This window comes from Pseudolysinimonas sp. (genome assembly GCF_057350545.1).
The window spans coordinates 1-16531 of the sequence record NZ_JBMRCP010000018.1; the positions used below are offsets into that span (position 1 = coordinate 1).

Annotated in this window: 21 protein-coding genes; 6 read left to right on the top strand and 15 right to left on the bottom strand. The window is 71.7% G+C overall.

The annotated features are described in order from the left end of the window. A partial coding sequence (locus ACO1X9_RS02105) for a PfkB family carbohydrate kinase (RefSeq protein ID WP_486349194.1) occupies nucleotides 1-149 on the bottom strand: 149 nt, incomplete at its 3' end. Between the two features lie 33 nt (nucleotides 150-182). Here ACO1X9_RS02105 and ACO1X9_RS02110 point away from each other — a divergent pair. Next, a complete protein-coding gene (locus ACO1X9_RS02110; protein WP_486349174.1) occupies nucleotides 183-1004 on the top strand; it encodes a hypothetical protein in 822 nt (273 codons plus the stop codon). A 1-nt stretch (nucleotide 1005) separates the two neighbouring features. On the opposite strand, the gene ACO1X9_RS02115 is transcribed toward ACO1X9_RS02110, so the two are convergent. From ACO1X9_RS02115 to ACO1X9_RS02125, 3 genes are all read right to left on the bottom strand, one after another. Then, a complete protein-coding gene (locus ACO1X9_RS02115; protein ID WP_486349175.1) occupies nucleotides 1006-2430 on the bottom strand; it encodes a sensor histidine kinase in 1425 nt (474 codons plus the stop codon). Further along, complete coding sequence (locus ACO1X9_RS02120; protein ID WP_486349176.1) at nucleotides 2427-3173, bottom strand: response regulator transcription factor; 747 nt, start codon at nucleotides 3171-3173, stop codon at nucleotides 2427-2429. The genes ACO1X9_RS02115 and ACO1X9_RS02120 overlap by 4 nt, the downstream gene beginning before the upstream one ends. 123 nt (nucleotides 3174-3296) lie before the next feature. After that, nucleotides 3297-3944: an NADPH-dependent F420 reductase gene (locus ACO1X9_RS02125; protein WP_486349177.1), complete on the bottom strand. Its 648-nt coding sequence runs from the start codon at nucleotides 3942-3944 to the stop codon at nucleotides 3297-3299. A gap of 23 nt (nucleotides 3945-3967) precedes the next feature. On the opposite strand from ACO1X9_RS02125, the gene ACO1X9_RS02130 reads away from it, so the two are divergent. Next, a complete protein-coding gene (locus tag ACO1X9_RS02130; RefSeq protein WP_486349178.1) occupies nucleotides 3968-4900 on the top strand; it encodes an NYN domain-containing protein in 933 nt (310 codons plus the stop codon). Nucleotides 4901-4907: 7 nt separating this feature from the next. On the opposite strand, the gene ACO1X9_RS02135 is transcribed toward ACO1X9_RS02130, so the two are convergent. The 3 genes from ACO1X9_RS02135 to ACO1X9_RS02145 are packed head-to-tail and all read right to left on the bottom strand — an operon-like array spanning nucleotide 4908 to nucleotide 6706. Further along, nucleotides 4908-5549, bottom strand: a complete 642-nt coding sequence (locus ACO1X9_RS02135) for a DUF7002 family protein (RefSeq protein ID WP_486349179.1) — start codon at nucleotides 5547-5549, stop codon at nucleotides 4908-4910. Nucleotides 5550-5588: 39 nt separating this feature from the next. Then, complete coding sequence (locus ACO1X9_RS02140; RefSeq protein ID WP_486349180.1) at nucleotides 5589-6323, bottom strand: YidC/Oxa1 family membrane protein insertase; 735 nt, start codon at nucleotides 6321-6323, stop codon at nucleotides 5589-5591. A 59-nt stretch (nucleotides 6324-6382) separates the two neighbouring features. Then, nucleotides 6383-6706: a hypothetical protein gene (locus tag ACO1X9_RS02145; RefSeq protein WP_486349181.1), complete on the bottom strand. Its 324-nt coding sequence runs from the start codon at nucleotides 6704-6706 to the stop codon at nucleotides 6383-6385. A 134-nt stretch (nucleotides 6707-6840) separates the two neighbouring features. On the opposite strand from ACO1X9_RS02145, the gene ACO1X9_RS02150 reads away from it, so the two are divergent. Next, on the top strand, nucleotides 6841-7119 hold the full coding sequence (locus tag ACO1X9_RS02150) for a Fe-S cluster assembly protein HesB (RefSeq protein ID WP_486349182.1): 279 nt from the start codon (nucleotides 6841-6843) through the stop codon (nucleotides 7117-7119). A gap of 79 nt (nucleotides 7120-7198) precedes the next feature. Continuing rightward, nucleotides 7199-7840: an NADPH-dependent F420 reductase gene (locus tag ACO1X9_RS02155; protein ID WP_486349183.1), complete on the top strand. Its 642-nt coding sequence runs from the start codon at nucleotides 7199-7201 to the stop codon at nucleotides 7838-7840. A 23-nt stretch (nucleotides 7841-7863) separates the two neighbouring features. Here the strand turns inward: ACO1X9_RS02155 and ACO1X9_RS02160 are convergent, their stop codons facing one another. The 3 genes from ACO1X9_RS02160 to ACO1X9_RS02170 are packed head-to-tail and all read right to left on the bottom strand — an operon-like array spanning nucleotide 7864 to nucleotide 10063. Continuing rightward, on the bottom strand, nucleotides 7864-9258 hold the full coding sequence (locus ACO1X9_RS02160) for an aldehyde dehydrogenase family protein (RefSeq protein ID WP_486349184.1): 1395 nt from the start codon (nucleotides 9256-9258) through the stop codon (nucleotides 7864-7866). Next, nucleotides 9255-9515, bottom strand: coding sequence for a hypothetical protein (locus ACO1X9_RS02165; RefSeq protein ID WP_486349185.1), 261 nt, complete (start codon nucleotides 9513-9515; stop codon nucleotides 9255-9257). Before ACO1X9_RS02165 ends, ACO1X9_RS02160 begins: the two co-directional genes overlap by 4 nt. Then, nucleotides 9515-10063 (bottom strand): UGSC family (seleno)protein, encoded by a 549-nt coding sequence (locus ACO1X9_RS02170; RefSeq protein ID WP_486349186.1) that lies wholly within the window; start codon nucleotides 10061-10063, stop codon nucleotides 9515-9517. Before ACO1X9_RS02170 ends, ACO1X9_RS02165 begins: the two co-directional genes overlap by 1 nt. Nucleotides 10064-10174: 111 nt before the next feature. On the opposite strand from ACO1X9_RS02170, the gene ACO1X9_RS02175 reads away from it, so the two are divergent. Together ACO1X9_RS02175 and ACO1X9_RS02180 are read left to right on the top strand one after the other, a co-directional pair. Further along, entirely contained in the window at nucleotides 10175-11890 is a 1716-nt protein-coding gene (locus ACO1X9_RS02175) for a dihydroxy-acid dehydratase domain-containing protein (RefSeq protein WP_486349187.1), read from the top strand. Further along, nucleotides 11887-13263, top strand: a complete 1377-nt coding sequence (locus tag ACO1X9_RS02180; RefSeq protein ID WP_486349188.1) for an FAD-dependent oxidoreductase — start codon at nucleotides 11887-11889, stop codon at nucleotides 13261-13263. Before ACO1X9_RS02175 ends, ACO1X9_RS02180 begins: the two co-directional genes overlap by 4 nt. Nucleotides 13264-13426: 163 nt before the next feature. Here ACO1X9_RS02180 and ACO1X9_RS02185 read toward each other — a convergent pair whose 3' ends face one another. The 5 genes from ACO1X9_RS02185 to ACO1X9_RS02205 all read right to left on the bottom strand — a co-directional run. Further along, a complete protein-coding gene (locus tag ACO1X9_RS02185; protein ID WP_486349189.1) occupies nucleotides 13427-13726 on the bottom strand; it encodes a GIY-YIG nuclease family protein in 300 nt (99 codons plus the stop codon). 95 nt (nucleotides 13727-13821) lie between these two features. Then, nucleotides 13822-14604 carry an IclR family transcriptional regulator domain-containing protein gene (locus ACO1X9_RS02190; protein ID WP_486349190.1) on the bottom strand — a complete coding sequence of 261 codons (783 nt, stop codon included), beginning with the start codon at nucleotides 14602-14604 and terminating at the stop codon, nucleotides 13822-13824. A 40-nt stretch (nucleotides 14605-14644) separates the two neighbouring features. Further along, the gene (locus tag ACO1X9_RS02195; RefSeq protein ID WP_486349191.1) at nucleotides 14645-15442 is read right to left on the bottom strand and encodes an ABC transporter permease; all 798 of its coding nucleotides are present in this window, start codon (nucleotides 15440-15442) and stop codon (nucleotides 14645-14647) included. Between the two features lie 3 nt (nucleotides 15443-15445). Next, a complete protein-coding gene (locus ACO1X9_RS02200; RefSeq protein ID WP_486349192.1) occupies nucleotides 15446-16276 on the bottom strand; it encodes an ABC transporter ATP-binding protein in 831 nt (276 codons plus the stop codon). Nucleotides 16277-16344: 68 nt separating this feature from the next. Continuing rightward, nucleotides 16345-16531: hypothetical protein (locus tag ACO1X9_RS02205; protein ID WP_486349193.1), on the bottom strand; the 187-nt coding region annotated here is incomplete at its 5' end.

Here is a 16531-nt window from a genome sequence, read left to right on the forward strand (position 1 = left end):
CGCGCCAGCGCGACCGCCTGGTTGGCCCCCTTGCCGCCGGCCTCCCTGCGCGTCGAGGCGCCGAGCAGCGTCTCGCCGGGCCGCGGCAGGTGGGGCACGCGGTAGACGAGATCGAGGTTGACGCTCCCGACGACGATGACCCGGCCCACCCGCCCACCCTACGGCGGTGCTTGACTGGGGGTATGGCGGATGCGCTGGCGGGGATCGCGGACGAGCTGTACGCCATCCCGCCGACCGAGTTCATCGTGGCGCGCGACGCACGCGTGCGCGACGAGACCGATGACAAAGAGCTCGCCGCGCGGATCAAGGGGCTGCGTCGACCCGCCCCCGCGGCCTGGGTGACGAACCTGCTCGTGCGCGAGCGGCGCGACGAGGTCGAGGAGCTGCTCGAGCTCGGTGTCGCGCTGCGCGAGGCGCAGTCGTCGCTCGACCGCGAGGCGATCACCCGCCTCGCGAAGGAACGTCGGGTCGCCGTGCAGTCGCTCGCGCGGACGGGCGGTCAGCTCGCGGCCGACGCCGGGCACCGCGTCGCCACGGCGGTGCTCGACGCGCTCGCCACCACCCTCGACGCGGGCCTCGCCGACCCCGAGGCGGCCGAGGCGATCCGCACGGGACGCCTGCTACGACCGCTCGAGACGATCGGCTTCGAGCCCGTCGACCTGGCCGAGGCCGTCGCCGCTCCCGAGGCGGGTTCGCGTGCCGCCGAGAAGCGTCCCGCGCCGGCGAAGCCGAAGCTGCGCGCGGTCGACGACACGGACGCCGAGCTCGCCCGCGCCCGGACACGGGCCGACGCCGCCCTCGAGCGGGCCGAGCAGGATGCCGGCGAGGCCGCCGAGGAGCTCGACCGGCTCGAGGACGAGCTGCGCGCCGCCCGCAAGGCCGTCGCCGCCGCGGAGCGCGAGGCGGAGTCGCTGCGGCTGAAGCGCGACTCCGCGACCGAGGCGCACGAGAAGGCGCGGGCGACGCTCGACACCGCGCGGGCGAAGCGACGCGAACTCGGCTGACTCACGCCGCCGACGAGGGCGGCAGCTCGAGGCGGAAGGCGGTGCGGCCCGGCTTGCTCTCGACCGACACCCGGCCCGCGTGCGCGCCGACGATCGCGGCGACGATCGCGAGGCCGAGACCCGTGCTGCCCGCGCCGCGGGAGCGGGAATCGTCGCCGCGGGTGAAGCGCTCGAAGAGCTTCGACTGCAGTTCCTCGGCGATCCCGGGACCGTCGTCGGCGACCGTCACCACCGCTCCCCCGTCGGCACCGCCCGCGAGCGACGTCACGACCGTCGTGCCCGCGGGGGTGTGCAGCCGCGCGTTGGTGAGGAGGTTGCCGAGCGCCTGACGGAGGCGGTCGGCATCCCCGACGATCTCGAGGTCGTCGTCGGGCAGCTCGAGCTCCCAGCGATGATCGGGTCCGGCCACTTGGGCATCGGCGACCGCTTCGACCACGAGCCCGCCGAGCGCCACGGGCGCCGCCTCGAGGTCGCGTCCCGCGTCGAGGCGCGCGAGCAGCAGCATCTCCTCGACGAGCGTCGACATGCGCACCGACTCCGACTCGATCCGCTCGAGTGCGCGCGCCGTGTCGGCGGGCAGTCGTGCCGGACGGCGGCCGAGCTCGGCGTAGCCGCGGATCGAGGCGAGCGGGGTGCGCAGCTCGTGGGAGGCATCCGCGACGAACCGGCGCAGCTTCTGCTCGCTCGCGTACCGCGCCGCGAGCGAGGTCTCGACCTTGCCGAGCAGACGGTTGAGCGCGGAGCCCACACGACCGACCTCGGTGCCGGGTGCCTCGATGGGCACGCGGTCGGGCATCGAGACGTCACCTGTCTCGAGCGGCAGCTCCGAGACCCGGGTCGCGGTGTCGACGACCCGCGTGAGCGGACGCAGGGCGAGCCGCACGAGCACCGTGCCGAGCAGCAGCGCCGCGGCGATCGCGATGAGGCTCACGGCCGCGACCGTCGAGATCAGGGATGCCGTGGTGGCGTTCGCCTCCGCGAGAGACAACCCGTTGAGCACGACCGCCGACCCTGCGGGGTCGACGAAGGGCGTGGCCACGACGCGGTACGACCCGAGGTCGCCGAGGTCGACGGTGTGCGGCTCCCGGTCGGCCTCGACGGCCAGCAGCACCTCGATCTGGGACGGCGAGAGCGGGCTCACCTGGCCGTAGCCGAGGTATCCGGAACGGCGCGCCTCGCCCTCGAGGGAGACGAGCCCGATGGCCCCCGCCCCCTCCCCCGGCAGGAGTTCGACGATCGAACCCGGAATCTCGCGGTTCACGACGGCGGTCGTGCGCTCCGACGCCGCGAGCAGCAGCCGGTCGAGCCGATCGACGAGCTGCCCGTGCGACGCCGCCACCGTGACCGACCCGATCGCGAGCGCGAGCACGGCGAGCAACCCCGTGATCGCGACGACGAGGCGCGTGCCGAGCGACCAGCGGTTCACGCGGCCGGGCCCGTCTCCGCCGCCCCGGGGGTGGCCGGTCGCAACGAGTAGCCGACGCCGCGCACGGTGTGGATCATGCCCGGGCCGTGCGCATCCAGCTTCTTGCGCAGGTAGGAGATGTAGAGCTCGACGACCGCGGCCCGGCCGCCGAAGTCGTACGACCAGACGCGGTCGAGGATCTGCTCGCGGCTCAGCACCCGCTTCGGGTTGCGCATGAGGAAGCGCAGCAGCTCGAACTCGGTCGGGGTGAGCTGGATCGGGTGGCCCGCCCGCTCCACCTCGTACGACTCCTCGTCGAGCATGAGGTCGCCGACCCGCACGATCGGACCCTCGTCGCCGCCCGTGCGGAGGCTCCGTCGCACGAGCCCGCGCAACCGCGCCATGACCTCCTCGAGGCTGAACGGCTTCGTGACGTAGTCGTCGCCGCCGGCCGTGAGGCCCGCGACGCGATCCTCGACGGCATCCTTCGCGGTGAGCAGCAGCACGGGGCAGTCGTTGCCCGCCTCGCGCAGCCGGCGCAGCACCGCGAGTCCGTCGAGCCCGGGCATCATGATGTCGAGCACGACGACATCGGGCGGGGTCTCGCGCGCGAGCTTGAGCGCGCTCTGCCCGTCGTGCGCGACCCGGGTGTCCCACCCCTCGGAGCGCAGCGCCATGCGCAGCATGTCGGCGAGCAGCTCTTCGTCGTCGACGACGAGGGCGCGGATCGGGCTGCCGTCGGGTCGCGTCAACGAGGTCGTCACCCGACTATGAGACCGCGGATGTCTATGAGGTTTCTGTGACTCGCTGGTCGAGTAGCGCCCGGAGGGCGCGTGTCGAGACCCGCCCCGACGTGATGCCTCGGGTCTCGACACGCCGCTGCGCGGCTACTCGACCACCGACCCGACCGCGACGCGGAGCTCGTCGGCGGTGAGGGGGTAGCCGAAGGCCGGGGTGTGCGACTGGAAGGCGCGACCCGACGCGAGGTCACCGGTGAGCACGGGATCGAAGCCCAGCTCGTCGACGAGTGCCGCGACCTCCTGCACGTCGGGCGCGGCATCCCCGGCGATCGCGAGGGCGACGCGTCCCGGGGAGCCGGCCGGCAGCCCGCGTTCGTCGAGGTCGTGGTAGCCGAGATGGCTGAACGCCTTCACCACACGGGCGCCGGGCAGCAGCGACGCGACGATCTCGCTCGTGCCGCGCGGGTCTTGCGTGAACTCCGGCAGCGGTCCGTCGACGGGTTCCCAGTGGTTCGCGGCGTCGATGACGAGCATCCCGTCGAGGGCGTCAGCCGGCAGCGTGGATACCTTGCTCAACGGCAGGGCGAGGATGACGACATCCGCCCCGGCGATGACCTCGGGCGTCGTGAGCGCCTCGGCTCCCGGCGCGAGCACATCGACGATGAGCGCGATGCGGTCGGCCGCACCGGAGCCCGAGATGAGCACCCGGTGCCCGGCGGCGAGGGCGAGCCGGGCGAGCACGGTGCCGACCTTCCCGGCGCCGAGGATGCCGATGGTGCGCGGGAGGGATGCCACGAGCCGAGTGTAGGGTCAGCCACATGGCATCGCAGGAGGAGACGGCGGAGTCCCGCGTCGCCGTGTACATCGACTTCGACAACGTCGTCATCTCGCGCTACGACCAACTCCACGGTCGTGAGTCGTGGCGCAAGGACGACGCGCGGTTCGCGAGCGACAAGACGCGCCCGAAGCTCGATGCGGCGCGCGTCGACGTCGGGTCGATCCTCGAATACGCGTCGTCGTACGGCACGGTCGCGCTCAGTCGCGCCTACGCCGACTGGTCGGTCCCCGCGAACGCCGCCTATCGCGGACAGCTCGTCGACCGCGCGATCGACCTCACGCAGCTCTTCTCCACGTCGGGCACCAAGAACGGCGCCGACATCCGACTCGCGGTCGACGTCATCGACGACCTGTTCCGCCTCGCCGACATCACCCACGTCGTGATCGTCGCCGGCGACTCCGACTACATCCCGCTCGTGCAGCGCTGCAAGCGCCTCGGTCGGGTCGTCGTCGGCATCGGCGTCGACGGTTCCACGAGCGCCGCCCTCGTCCACGCGCTCGACGAGTTCGCCTCGTACGACAGCCTGCTCACCGACGGCGACGGCGACGACGACGAGGCCGCGACGGCATCGGCGGCCGCGAAGTCGCGCCCCGCCGTCGACGAACCCGAGGCCACGGCCGCTGCCCCCGTCAAGGTGAGTCCGACCGCGGCATCCCAGTTGCTCGTGCGTGCGATCGAGCTCGCCCAGGTGAACCAGGCCGACGACGAGTGGATCAACGCGTCGCGCGTGAAGCCGCAGATGAAGCGCCTCAACGCGTCGTTCAACGAGAAAGACCTGGGCTTCCCGAACTTCATGGAATTCGTGCGCTCGCGCTCCGGCCAGGTGGAGATCCGCGAGGAGGGACAGCAGCGTCACGTGCGCCTGCGTCCCGCGAAGCCGACCCGTCGACGGGCGACCAAGCCGGCGGAGTGATCCGCACTCAGCGCTCGAGCAGCACCTCGCGCGTTCCGTCGCTGTGGCGGCGCTCGACGCGGGTCACGTGTTCGGCGACATCCTCGACCTTGTCGAGCACGCTGAGCTCGGAGAGCTCGACGTGGCGCTCGACGCCGAACCGCTCGATCGGCTGGAAGGTGTCACGCGCGCGCTTGCCCGGTGTGCGGCCGCCGGGGGCCGCACCCGTGTTCATCGAGGTGAGCTCCACCCGATGCCGGTGTGCCGCCAACAGGCTCTCGGTGTCGATGACCAGCACGGTGTGGGTGGCGTCGCGGTAACTGCGCGACGTCCGCAGCCGCTCGACGGCCTCGTCGGTCGGGAAGAAGAACACCCGACGGTTGAGGATGCTGAGCCAGTCCTCGGCGGAGATGAGGCTCGGCAGCGACCTCGCGAGCGTCGCCATGTTGATCGGCTTCTGGTCGCGGATCAGAATGCGGCCGAGCACGGGGTGGTCGACTTCGACGACTTCGGGACGGTGGGCGCGGATCGCGGCGGCCAGGTCTTCGGGCAGATCGCGTGCGATCGCCTCGGTGCTCCACAGTCCGTGACGGCGGATCGTGGGCCACGCGCCGTCGGCGGCGAGGTGGAAGAGCTCCGGATGTCGACCGATGAGCTCCGAGATACGCATTAACGGACCGTAGCAGTCGGGCCTCCTCGTCGCCCGCGATCACCGGCGCGAGAGGCGCCGCCGCAGCAGCGTCCGCTCGACGAACGTCCAGGTCGTCGAGACCGCGAGGTAGAGCGCTGCGGCGAGCGGAACGAACGCAGCGATGCCGACGGTGAGGAACGACAGCCAGGAGAGGGATGCCGTCATCCCCGCGAGCGGCCCGTCCGCTGTCGGCGCCGCGGTCGCCATCCTCAGGGTCTGCCTCCGCGTGAACCACGCGACGACCGCCATGACGAGCAGGAGCGCGAGGGGTACGAGCACGTGCCACGCCGGCGACGCGACCATCGCGGGCAACGAGAGCCCGAGCGGTGCCCCGAAGAGCGTCTCGCGCAGCAGCTCGTTGGGCCGCCCGTTGAGCATCGGCGAGACCGCGACTCCGTAGAGCAGCGACACGATGGGCGCCTGTGCGAGGGCGGGCCAGAGCCCGGCGAAGGGAGAGACGCCGGCCTCCCGGTAGAGCTCGAGCATCTTGCGCTGCAGCAGCTCCGGATGCTTCCGATGGCGCCTCTGCAGTTCGGCGAGTTGCGGGGCGAGACGGCGCCGGGCGATCTCGGCGCGCACCTGCAGCACGCCGAGCGGGAGGAGCAGTGCGCGCACACCGAGGGTGACGAGCACGATCGCGAGCGCGGCGGCCGCCGGACCGGCGAACGGGTCGAGCAGGCCGGCGAGGGCGAGGAGGGCGGTGTGCGCCGCGTCGAGCACGGCGGCGAGGGGCGGGAAGGCAGAGAAGTCCAAGGTTCGTCCTGAGGTCGGAGGGTCGGGGGCACGTGGCCGCGACTCTCCGGGACGGAGACCTAAGCGGCCGGCGCGACCTCTCCGGGAGCGCGCGAGCGCGTACGCCCCGCCGTGTCGGGGTGACTCGGCTCGGGCTCGTGGTCGAATGCTTCGCGATGGGCGTGTCCGCGCTGCCCGATGCGCAGCGCGGCGTCGGAGGGGGCGACGACGAGTGCGCGCCACGACACGGTGGCGACCACGGCGAGCGCCGCGCAGGCCGCCACCGCGGTGAGCAACGCACCCGGGTTCGGTCCCGCCGCGGCAGCGAACGCGACCGCGAGCGCGCCGACGACCAGCAGCAGCGCGGTGTGGGCGCGTGCGGAGAGTGCAGCGGTGATCGGCATCGAGACCAGGGTACTCCGCGCTCAGCGTCCGCTCGAAGGTGGGAATCCCCTCCGAGTCCGCGCCCTCGGGTGGCGATCACGCGGGATTCTCGGAAGCGTGGCCGGTTCCTGTGACCGCAACCGAGAGGAGCCACGTGCTCACCATCACCGACAACGCCGGAATCATCGTCAGCGACCTCGTGTCGCGCGCCGTCACGACCGACACCGGAGGCATCCGGATCGTCGCGGCCGACGACCAGTTCGCGCTCTCCGTCGCCGACTCGCCTGACGGCAGCGACATCGTCGCCGCGAACGGCACCGCGCGCGTCTTCATGGAGCAGCAGGTCGCCGAGGTGCTCGACGACAAGGTGCTCGACGCCCGCCTCGCCGACGACGGCGGCGTGCAGTTCCTCATCTCGGCACAGCCTGCGTGAGGCCAGCGCGCGGGGCGGCTCTCCCGAGCCGTCCCGCGCGGCCGGAATGGCACGCCGCACGAACGGGTTGCACGACGACATGACGACTTTCGGAATCATCGGCGCGGGACACATCGGCAGCAACGTCGCGCGGGCGGTGATCGCGCACGGTCATGACGTCGTGATCGCCAACCCCCGCGGCCCCGAGACCCTCGCCGACCTCGTTGCCGAGTTGGGGCCGAACGCCCGGGCCGCCACGGCCGAGGAGGCCGGAGCCGCGGGCGACGTCGTCGTCGTCGCCGTGCCGCTCGGCCGGTACCGCGACGTGCCCGTCGCCCCGCTCGCGGGCAAGATCGTGCTCGACGCGAACAACTACTACCACGAGCGCGACGGGCGCATCCCCGAGCTGGATCGCGGCCACGCGACGACCTCCGGCCTGCTGCAGGCGCATCTGCCGGAGTCGAAGGTCGCGAAGGCCTTCAACCACATCCTCGCGCGCGACATCCCCACGTCGGGGTCCCGCGCCGGCAGCCCCGACCGTCGCGCCCTCGCGACCGCGAGCGACGCTCCGGAAGCCTCGGCTTTCGTCGAGCAGCTCTACGACGAGCTCGGCTTCGACACCGTGGACATCGGGCCGCTCGCGGAATCGTGGCGCGTCGAGCGCGACCGTCCCGCCTACGTCGCGCGGCAGAACCGCGAGGAGCTCGTCGCCAACCTCGCGAAGGCGCCGCGCACGATCTGAGGGTGGGCGTCAGGCCGTGACGCTCAGCGCGCGGTGGGGTGGATGTCGACGCTGTGGTAGTCGAGGTACTCGTGGATGCCGGCGGGTGAGTTCTCCCACCCCATCCCCGACTGCTTGACCCCGCCGAACGGCACGTGACGGAATCCGGCCGCGGACAGCCGGTGGTGGTTGACGAACGTGATGCCCGCCTCCAGGCGTCCGGCGACCGCGACCGCGCGCTCCTCGTCGGCCGACCACACCGACGAGCCCAGCCCGTACTCGGTGCCGTTGGCCCACGCGACGGCGTCGTCGAGGTCGTCGTACACGACGAGCGGCAGCACGGGGCCGAACTGCTCGACCCGCACCAGCTCGTCCTCGGGGCGCGCGTCGACGACGAGTCGCGGCGGCAGGAACCAGCCCTGCTCCCAGCCGTCGGCATCCAGTACCGTGCCGAGGTCGAGGATGCGGCGCCCGGCATCCGCCGACCGGGCGACGAGACCCTCCACCGCCGCGCGACGATCCCGGCTCACGACAGGCCCCATCGCGGCACGTTCGTCGAGGGCGTCGCCGACGGGCAGCGCCGCGACCGCCGCGACCAGGGCGTCCGTGAGTTCCACCGCGCGCGACGCCGGCACGTAGACCCGCTTCACCGCGTAGCAGACCTGCCCGGCGCGGCGGAACGCGGTCTCGGCGAGCCGCGCCGCCGTCAGCTGCACATCGGCGTCGTCGAGCACGACGGCGGCGTCGTTGCCGCCGAGCTCGAAGTGCACGCGCGTGAGCGACGCGGCGGCCGATCGCATGATCGCCTGCGCCGTCGCCGCGCCTCCCGTGAACGACACCTTGCGCACGTCCGGATGGTCGATGAGGGCCATCCCGACGTCGCCGTCGCCCACGACGACGGAGAGGAGGCCCGGCGGCAGCTCCCGCGCGGCGATGTCGACCAGCAGGCGCACCGCGAGCGGCGCGAGCGGCGACGGCTTGAGCACCATCGCATTGCCCGCCGCGAGCGCCGGCCCGAACTTCTGCGCCGCGAGCGTCACCGGGGCGTTCCACGGCACGATGCCCGCGACGACGCCGAGCGGACGATGCCCGACGCGCACGCGCGCCCCCGACTCCGCATGCTCAGCCGGCGCGAGCACCTCGACGGCGGCGTCGGCGGAGTTGCGGATGCCCGCCGCCGCGACCCGCACCTCGCCGCGCGCCTCCCCGATCGGCACCCCGGCCTCCCGGGCGAGGAGCTGCGCGAGCTCCTCCGCCCGGGCGTCGATCGCGTCGGCCATCCGACGGAGCACCACCACGCGCTCCTCGATCGACATCGCCGCCCAGCCGGGCTGAGCCCGCGTCGCGGCGGCGACCGCCGCATCCACCTCGCCGGCGTTCGCGGGCGTGTACTCGCCGACGACCTCCGACGCACGGGACGGGTTGCGGACCTCGGTCATCCCGCCGGGTGCTCGCCGGTCTTCGCGGGCAGCTCGACGTGGTCGAGCTCGTAGTCCGTGGGCGCGAGCGCCTTCGCCATGATGTTCGTGATCACCGTGAGGGGCGCGAGGCAGTCCTCGCACGCGCTCTCGGTCGCGGCGATCTTGACGACCGCCTTGCCCTCGCCGGCCTCCGACCAGGTGAGCGCGTAGCCGTCGGCGGCCATCATCTCGCGGAACGACTTCAGGGCGTCGTCGACGCTCGTGACCTCGGCCATCAGACCTCCTCGGTGACGCCGAGGATGCGCAGCACCTCGGGCATGATCGCATCCGCACGGCCGCGGATCTGGGCGGAGTCGAGGCTCGCCATCGGGTGCTCGACCATCGCGAACCGGAACCCCGGGAACCCCTGCACGTCGGCCATCGCCTGCCCCGACATCGCGAACGAGTCGGACGTGATGCTCACCGTCGGGATGCCGGCGCGCTCGAACGCGATGCCGTCGGCGACCGTCGCGGCGCTGCACGACCCGCAGTCGCCGACCGCGGTGATGACGACATCCACCTCGCCGACGATCTGCGCGAGCAGTTCGTCCTTGACGGGTGTGCCGAAGTAGTCCTTCACGTAGCGCTTGAACTCGGTGACGCCGTGGTCGCGGGCGAGGTCGGCGGCGATCTCGTCGAGCAGGTGCATCGAGTTCGGCTTGGTGTTGTCGAGCAGGCCGACCGTGAGGCCGGCGAGGCTCACCGGACGCGCGGTCAGAGTGCTGTCGTCCTGCCCCGGGAGGGCCCCGGTGGGGTCGAGCAGTGCTTCGCGGAGGGAGGTCATGCCCCTACGGTCCTCCGCAGGCCGACGGCACGCAGTCGGCTTTTCAGTGACCGGAAAGCTCCGCGCCCGGCGAGCCCGCCACCGGGCAGGCTGGCGGCGGGAAGGACGAGGATGCCCGAACTGCGCAGCAACCTGCCGCCGACGTCGGCGCTGTCGATCGCGCGCCGTGCGCACTACACCGCGCTCGGCATCCCGAAGGAGCACTGGGAGCGCCCGAAGGTCGCGATCGTCAACACGTCGTCGGAGCTCGCGGCGTGCTACTCGCACCTCGACGAGATCGCCGCCGTGCTCAAGACGGAGCTGCGCGCCGCCGGGCTGCTGCCGTTCGAGATCCGCACGACCGCCCCGTCGGACTTCGTGACGAGCGCGGGGCGCGCCGGCCGCTACATCCTGCCCAGCCGCGACCTCATCGTCGACGACATCGAGGCGGCCGTCGAGGGCGCGAAGCTCGACGCGATGATCTGCCTGAGCTCGTGCGACAAGACGACGCCCGCGCACCTCATGGCGGCCGCGCGGCTCGACATCCCGACGATCGTCGTCCCGTGCGGGTACCAGCACTCGGGACTCGCCGAAGGTCGCGAGGCCGACATCGAGGAGATCTTCCTCCGGGCGTCGAAAGCCGCCGTGACGGGCGAGTCGACCGACGCGCTCGAGGTGCTCGCGGAGGACGCCATCCTCGGCCCCGGCGTCTGCGCGGGACTCGCGACCGCGAACTCGATGCACATCCTCGCCGAAGCCCTCGGGTTCGCGATGCCCGGCTCGACGCCCGTGCGGGCCCTCAGCGACAAGATGTGGGCGGATGTCCGCGCCGCCGCGGTCGCCCTCGCCGATCTCATCGAGCGCGACGTGCGTCCGCGGCAGCTGCTCACCGAGGGTTCCGTGCGCAACGGCGTGCGCGCGATGCTCGCGATCGGCGGCTCGATGAACACGATCAAGCACCTCCAGGCCGTCGTCGTCGAGGCGGGGATGGAGATCGACGTGTGGGAGCTCTTCCGCACGCTCGGCCGCGAGACGCCGCTGCTGTGCTCGGTGCGCCCCAACGGTCCGCGCATCACCGAGGAGTTCGAGGACGCCGGCGGCGGCGCGACGATCCTGCGCGAACTGCTGCCGCTGCTCGACGGCTCCGCGATGACCGTCGCCGGCACGACGGTCGCCGAGAACGCCTCGCAGGCGGTGCCGGCCGACCACGACGTCATCCGCGGCCTCGACGACTCGTTCGGGATGGGTCCCGCGATCACCGTGCTCAAGGGCACCCTCTCCCCCGGCGGCGCGGTCGCGAAACGCCCCGTGCCCGACCCGGGGCCGTACCGCTTCACCGGTCCGGCGCGCATCTTCGGCACGCGCGAGGAGGCGATCGCGGGGATCTCGAGCGGGCGCCTGCGCGAGGGCGACGTCGCCGTCATCCGCGGCATCGGCGTCACCGGCGCCCCCGGGCTCGGGCTCACCTCGGCGTTCATCTTCGCGCTGCACGCGCGCGGGCTCGCCGACAAGGTCGCGCTCGTCACCGACGGCCAGTTCAGCGGCCTCGTCAACCAGGGCTTCACCGTCGGCGAGGTCTCGCCCGAGGCTGCGGCTCCCGGCGCTCCGCTCGGCCGCGTGCGCGACGACGACCTCATCGAGATCGACATCGAGCGCGGCACCGTCGACCTCCTCGTCGACCCCGCCGAGCTCGCCGCGCGCCCCGACTACGTGCCGCCCGCCGACCGTGACACCGGTGGCGGCTTCCTCGACCAGTACGAGGCGCTCGTGCAGCCGCTCTCCTGCGGCTCCGTGCTGTGCGCCCGACCCTGCGCCCCCGACTCTCGGCCCGTGAAGGAGACCTCGTGACGACCACGATCCACGAACCCGCCCGCGACCTCCCCGTCATCGGCGAGTACGACGTCGTCGTCATCGGCGGCGGACCCGCCGGGGTCATGGCCGCGACGGCCGCCTCGCGCGCGGGACGCTCGACCGTTCTCATCGAGAAGTATGGCTTCCTCGGCGGAGCGGGCACGATGGGCGGGCTCGCGACCTTCTGCGGGATGCACGCGCGTGCGTACGGCACCGACTTCCAGAGCGTGCACGGCTACGCCGACGAGCTGCTCGACCGGATGCGCGTGATGGACGGCCTCAACGAGGTGCACCTGTCGGTCGACAACCGCATCCAGGCCCTCTCCTACGACATCTCGGCGCTCAAGATCGCCGCCGACGAGCTCGTCGTCGCGGGCGGCGCGGAGCTGCTCTTCCACGCGTCGGTCGTCGGGGTCTCGATGACCTCCGAGTCGCAGATCGACGCCGTCATCGTCGAGTCGAAGTCGGGCCGCGGCGCGATCCGCGGGCGCTTCTTCATCGACGGATCGGGGGACGGCGACGTCGCCGCCTGGTCGGGCGTGCCGTTCGAGCGCAGCCCGCACCTCATGTACCCGTCGCTCATGTTCCGCATCAACGGCGTGCACCCGGAGGAAGCCGGGGAGGCGTGGAAGGTCGTCCGCGGACTCATGGAGGCCGCCGAGGCCTCGGGCGAACGCACCTTCCCGCGCAAGAAACCCATCGTGCGGCCGCAGCGCAACCCGCTCGAGTGGCGGTCGAACCTCACCCAGCTCTCCAACGACGACGGCTCCGCGGTCGACGGCACCGACGTGCACCAGCTCACGCAAGGTGAGCTCCAGGGCCGCCAGCAGGTGAAGGACGTCTTCGCCTGGATCAAGGCCGTCACCCCGGGGTTCCAAGACTCCTACGTGGTCGACATCGCGCCGTCGATCGGCATCCGCGAGACCCGCCGCATCGTCGGCGAGTACCAGCTCACCGAAGCCGACGTGCTCGAGTGCCGCGACTTCGACGACACGATCGGCGTCAACGGCTGGCCCGTCGAGGCGCACGTCGTCGGCGACGTCGAGTTCCGGTTCGCCCCGGTCGACTCGCGCGGGTACAACCAGCTCCCCTACCGGATGCTCGTGCCGCAGGTGGTCGACAACCTCCTCGTCGCGGGCCGCTGCGCGTCGATGACGCAGGGTGGGCAGTCCTCGGGCCGCGTCACCGGCCCGTGCTTCGTGATGGGTCAGGCGGCCGGTTCGGCAGCCGACCTCGCGCTTTCGGCGGGTGTGCGGGCGGCGGATGTCGACATCCCGGCCCTGCAGCGTCGCCTCGAGTCCGACGGCGCCTACCTCGGCACGAACCTCCCCGCCGGGATCCCCGCCCCCGCCGCAGCAACCGCGGGTTGAGTAGCGCGCCGCACAGCGGCACGCGTACCGAAACCCCACCACGCGAAGCCCGCGGGTTGAGTAGCGCGCCGCACAGCGGCACGCGTACCGAAACCCCACCACGCGAAGCCCGCGGGTTGAGTAGCGCGCCGCACAGCGGCACGCGTATCGAAACCCCCGTACCTCAGAGCCGAAGGTCGCCTCGGGGCCGTCGCTTCCTACTCAGCTCCGGGAGCAGTTCGAACTCGCCGCGGACGAGTGCCTCACGTTTTCGCCGAGACCAGCCCTGAATCCGCTTCTCCAGGAAGTACGCCTCGTCGACGCGGTCGAACTCTGCCGACCAGACGAGCTCGACAGGCAGCCGCTTCGAGGTGTACGCCGACCCCATCCCCGCGCCGTGCTGCTCGAGCCGCGTGGCGAGGTCGCGGGTACTGCCGACGTAGTACGAGTCATCGGCGCATCGAAGGATGTAGCAGGCGGGCATGCCGAGAGTCTTCCCCCTCGCGGCTCCGCTCGAGGGGGTTTCCACAGGGGTTTCGATACGCGTGCCGCTGACGCGGCGCGCTACTCAACCCGCGGTCACTCCGCGCGGAAGAGCTGGGGGTTGGCGTTGCGGTAGGCGCTGCCGATGGCGGCTGCGCAGGCGCGCAGCACGGGCACGACGCTCTCGCGCAGGGAGTCCTCCGTCTGCCGCACCGTCGACGACGATGCCGCGAGTGCCCCGACCGTACGGTCGCCGGCGATGATCGGCACCGCGGCGGCGACCTGACCGGGATGCAGCTCCTCGATCGAGACATCCCACCCGCGTTGGCGCACGAGGCCGATGCGCTCGACGAGACGCGCCACATCGGTGATCGTCGCGGGGGTCTGCTGTTCGAGCGGCGCGGCGCGGAGTCGCGTGCCGAGCTCGTCGGGCGGGAGCGCCGACAGCAGCACCTTGCCGACGGCCGTCGCGTGCGCCGGCAGGCGGTTGCCGATGCGCACCGAGTCGGGCAGCGGGCGGTGGTCTTCGACACGGGCGACGTGGATGACCTCGACCGCGTCGAGCACCCCGACGCTGCAGGTCATCCCGGTGCGCTCGACCACGTCGCCCATGTACTGGTACGAGATCTCGGGCAGCGAGGAGCGGGCGAAGTAGCCGGCGCCGAGCTCGAGGATGCGTGGGGTGAGGTTCCACTGCCCGTTGGTCGCCTCCGCGTAGCCGAGCCCCTCGAACGTGAGGAGGATGCGACGCACCACCGGCCGCGCGAGCCCCGTGCGCGCCGCGATCTCGACGACGCTCAACCACGAGTCCCGGCCCCCGAACGCGCGCAGCACCTCGATGCCCCTCTCGAGGCTCTGGATGCGGTCGCGCTCGTTCACGAGCAGATCCTAGGGAAGCGGCCGACCCCGACCGGGATGTTCAGGCGCCCTGGTTCCGCAGCCCGTACACCGACTCGTGCCACGGGATGAAGAACCGCTTCAACTCGTTGACGATCAGGTACAGGCCGAGGCCGATGAGCGACAACCACAGGATGAGCGCGAAGGTGAGCGCCGCATCCAGCTGGTTCATGCTCGACACGACGAGGAACCCGAGACCCTGGTTGCCGGCGATGTACTCGGCGACGATCGCTCCCGTGGTGGCGAGCACGATGCCCACCTCCATGCCGGCGAACAGGTAGGGCTGCACGCTGCGCATCTCGAGCTGCAGGAGCGTCTGCGGGCGGCTCGCGTTGAGGCTGCGCATGACCTCGCGGTGCCCCTGCTCGACCGAACGCACGCCGAGCAGCATGTTGAGCATGATCGGGAAGAACGCCAAGAGCGCGGCGAGCCACACCTTCGAGGCGATACCGAACCCGAACCAGATGACGAAGAGCGGGATGAACGCGACCTTCGGCGCCACCTGCGTGATGACGATGAGCGGCCGGATGCTCGCCTCGAGCCACGGCAGCTTGCCGAGCAGCACGCCGACGAAGACGCCGGTGACGACGGCGATCGCGAAGCCGGAGAGGATCTCGCTCAGGGTCGTGAGGGTGTGCGACCACACGGTGCCGCCGGTGATGAGCCCGACGAACTTCTCGCCGACCGCGGCCGGAGGCGGGAAGAGGAACGGGTTCACCTGCCCGATCGTGACGACCAGGTGCCAGGTGAGGATGATGGCGGCCACGAGAGCCGGGGTGACGATCCAGGGCAGGATGCGCATGACCTTCGAGCGACTCATGGCTCAGTCCTCCTCGTCGATGTCCGAGCGCAGTTGCCGGACGATGTCGTTGAACGGGGTCTCCGTCTGCAGCAGGACGCCGCGCGGCTTGTCGAAGGGCACCGGCAGGATCTGACGGATGCGCCCAGGCCGAGGGGTCATGTGCACCACGCGGTCGGCGAGGAACACCGCCTCGGGGATGTCGTGGGTGACGAACACGACGGTCGACTTCGTCTCCAGCACGATGCGCTGCAGCTCGAGGTTCATCCGTTCGCGGGTGAGGGCGTCGAGCGCGCCGAACGGCTCGTCCATGAGCAGGAGTTCGGGCTCGGTGGAGAGGGCGCGCGCGATGGCCGCCCGCTGCCGCATGCCGCCGGAGAGTTCGCGCGGGTAGGACTTCTCGAATCCGCTCAAGCCCACGAGGGCGGCGAATTCGGCGGCGCGAGCGCGTCGCTCGGCCTTGCCGACGCCGCGCAGCTTCATCGGCAGCGCGATGTTGTCGAGCACCGAGAACCAGGGGAAGAGGTTCGACTCCTGGAAGACGAAGCCGAGCTTCGTGACGGCGCTCGACTCGACGGTCTCGCCGCGCCAGAGGTTGTTGCCGTCGACCTCGATCGTGCCGGTCGTCGGCGCGAGGAGACCGCCGATCATGCGCAGCAGGGTGGTCTTGCCGCATCCCGACCGGCCGATGACGGCGACGAACTCGCCGCGCTCGATCGACAGGTCGACCCCCGAGACGGCATGGGTGACACCGGACCGGGTGCGGAAGTCCCGCCCGATCCCCTCGATGCGCAGGCGGGGGGTCTCACCGCTCGCAGCGGCGTCCGGTGGCGAGGTCAGAGTCTCGTTGCTCATGGGGGCGGCGTCGCCTCTCTGTGGTGGTGGATGGTGGCGGGCCCGGGTCGCGGGGCCGCCACCGGGTGTCACTGCGGAAGGAGCTCGTCCGAGATCCAGTCGCTCGGCGAGGCGCCGCCCTCGAGGAGGCCCGCGTCGACGTAGGCGTCGTACGTGAGCTCCCAGTAGTCGAGGTCGTTCTCGAGCAGACCCACGGCACCGGTCGAGTCGATCCAGGTCTCGGTCGTGTAGGTCGTGAGCGCCTCGATCGCGATC

Coding starts and splice junctions, on each gene's coding strand:
- ACO1X9_RS02110 (WP_486349174.1), top strand. CDS start 183: ATGGCGGATGCGCTGGCGGGGATCGCGGACGAGCTGTACGCCATCCCG.
- ACO1X9_RS02130 (WP_486349178.1), top strand. CDS start 3,968: ATGGCATCGCAGGAGGAGACGGCGGAGTCCCGCGTCGCCGTGTACATC.
- ACO1X9_RS02135 (WP_486349179.1), bottom strand. CDS start 5,549: ATGCGTATCTCGGAGCTCATCGGTCGACATCCGGAGCTCTTCCACCTC.
- ACO1X9_RS02145 (WP_486349181.1), bottom strand. CDS start 6,706: ATGCCGATCACCGCTGCACTCTCCGCACGCGCCCACACCGCGCTGCTG.
- ACO1X9_RS02155 (WP_486349183.1), top strand. CDS start 7,199: ATGACGACTTTCGGAATCATCGGCGCGGGACACATCGGCAGCAACGTC.
- ACO1X9_RS02160 (WP_486349184.1), bottom strand. CDS start 9,258: ATGACCGAGGTCCGCAACCCGTCCCGTGCGTCGGAGGTCGTCGGCGAG.
- ACO1X9_RS02165 (WP_486349185.1), bottom strand. CDS start 9,515: ATGGCCGAGGTCACGAGCGTCGACGACGCCCTGAAGTCGTTCCGCGAG.
- ACO1X9_RS02170 (WP_486349186.1), bottom strand. CDS start 10,063: ATGACCTCCCTCCGCGAAGCACTGCTCGACCCCACCGGGGCCCTCCCG.
- ACO1X9_RS02175 (WP_486349187.1), top strand. CDS start 10,175: ATGCCCGAACTGCGCAGCAACCTGCCGCCGACGTCGGCGCTGTCGATC.
- ACO1X9_RS02185 (WP_486349189.1), bottom strand. CDS start 13,726: ATGCCCGCCTGCTACATCCTTCGATGCGCCGATGACTCGTACTACGTC.
- ACO1X9_RS02195 (WP_486349191.1), bottom strand. CDS start 15,442: ATGAGTCGCTCGAAGGTCATGCGCATCCTGCCCTGGATCGTCACCCCG.
- ACO1X9_RS02200 (WP_486349192.1), bottom strand. CDS start 16,276: ATGAGCAACGAGACTCTGACCTCGCCACCGGACGCCGCTGCGAGCGGT.